Annotated in this window: 1 protein-coding gene; it reads left to right on the top strand. The window is 42.5% G+C overall.

The annotated features are described in order from the left end of the window. On the top strand, positions 1-572 hold a 572-nt coding region (locus tag ACRN9H_RS19680; RefSeq protein ID WP_432315894.1), incomplete at both ends, for a Tn3 family transposase.

Genomic DNA, 572 nt, shown 5'->3' on the forward strand with positions numbered 1-572 from the left:
GATGTAGATCGCTATGAGTTTTTGGTCTATCGCCTACTACGCAACTCACTGGAAGCGGGTGATGTGTACGTTAAACATAGTAATGAATTTCGCCGCTTTGAAGATGACTTAATAAGCGATCTTAGATGGCAGGATAAAGAACGAGTATTGCAAGATATTGGTGCACCCATTTTATTGGCCCCTATCCAAGATACTCTGGCTGTATTTCATACTATGCTAGCAGCACGTTATAGTGCGATTAACCAACATATTTCTGATGGGGTCAACAAACATATTAAAGTAATTGGGGCTGCCGAAAAGCGTCGTTGGAAGCTGCTTTATCCGAGCAGTGATGAATCCGTTAATAGCGATTTTTACAGCCAGTTACCAGGAATTGGTATTGCGGATCTACTGTGGTTTGTTGCGGGTAATACTGGATTTTTAAATGCATTTACCCATGTATTAGATCGTTATGTAAAGCATGAAGCTGATCCCCGTGAAATTTTCGCCTGTATTGTTGCGATGGGAACAAACATGGGGTTAGCAAAAATGGCTGAGGTTTCAGGCCTTAGCTCAGCATCAATGGCGGGGAC

Source organism: Shewanella sp. MF08487, from assembly GCF_050848685.1.
GTDB lineage: Bacteria > Pseudomonadota > Gammaproteobacteria > Enterobacterales > Shewanellaceae > Shewanella > Shewanella glacialipiscicola.